At 46.1% G+C, this 891-nt stretch carries 1 protein-coding gene; it reads left to right on the top strand.

Going from position 1 to position 891, the window contains the following annotated elements; translation table 11 throughout:
• Positions 1 to 2: 2 nt before the first annotated feature.
• A partial coding sequence (glmM, locus tag A3756_RS00865; protein ID WP_068552659.1) for a phosphoglucosamine mutase occupies positions 3 to 891 on the top strand: 889 nt, incomplete at its 3' end.

The raw sequence follows: 891 nt of genomic DNA on the forward strand, positions 1-891 counted from the left end.
TTATGCTTAAGCTGGGTTGGGCTTGTGGTAAGGTTTTCAAGAAAGAAGGCCTCAGGAATCGTGTCATTATTGGTAAAGATACGCGAATATCCGGTTACTTGTTTGAGTCTGCGCTTGAGGCAGGTTTATCTGCAGCGGGTATGGATGTGCGCTTATTGGGCCCAATGCCTACACCAGCCGTTGCGTACTTGACGCGAACCTATAGGGCAAATGCCGGTATTGTTATTAGTGCTTCCCATAACCCTTATCATGATAACGGTATTAAGTTCTTTTCTTCTAAGGGTTTGAAGTTGGATGATGCTGTTGAATTAGAGATTGAATCTTGGCTTGATAAAGACCTTGAAGTCGTAGCGCCCGACCTGCTAGGTAAGGCGAAACGTATTGATGATGCAATTGGCCGTTATGTCGAATGCTGTAAGGCGACCATTCCTTCGTCGATGTCTTTGACTGGTATGAAAATTGTGCTGGATTGTGCGCATGGTGCAACCTACCAGGTGGCGCCTTATGTCTTTAAAGAATTGGGTGCAGAAATCACCACAATTGGTGTGCAACCAGATGGTTTGAATATTAATCGTGATGTAGGTTCGACAAGCCCTCAGGCGCTTGTTGACAAGGTATTAGAAGTTGAGGCTGATCTCGGGATTGCATTTGATGGCGACGGTGACCGTGTCATCATGGTTGATCATAAAGGTGAAGTGGTTGATGGTGATGAGCTGATTTATATTATTGCCAGGAATCGTCAGCAGGCTGGTCGCTTGGAAGGTGGGGTTGTCGGTACATTAATGACGAACTTTGGTGCAGAGCTGGCATTGCAAAAGCTGAATATTCCTTTTGTTCGTGCAAATGTGGGCGACCGCTATGTGATGGAGCAGCTAGTGAAGAATGGCTGGG

It is taken from the genome of Oleiphilus sp. HI0086 (genome assembly GCF_001635225.1).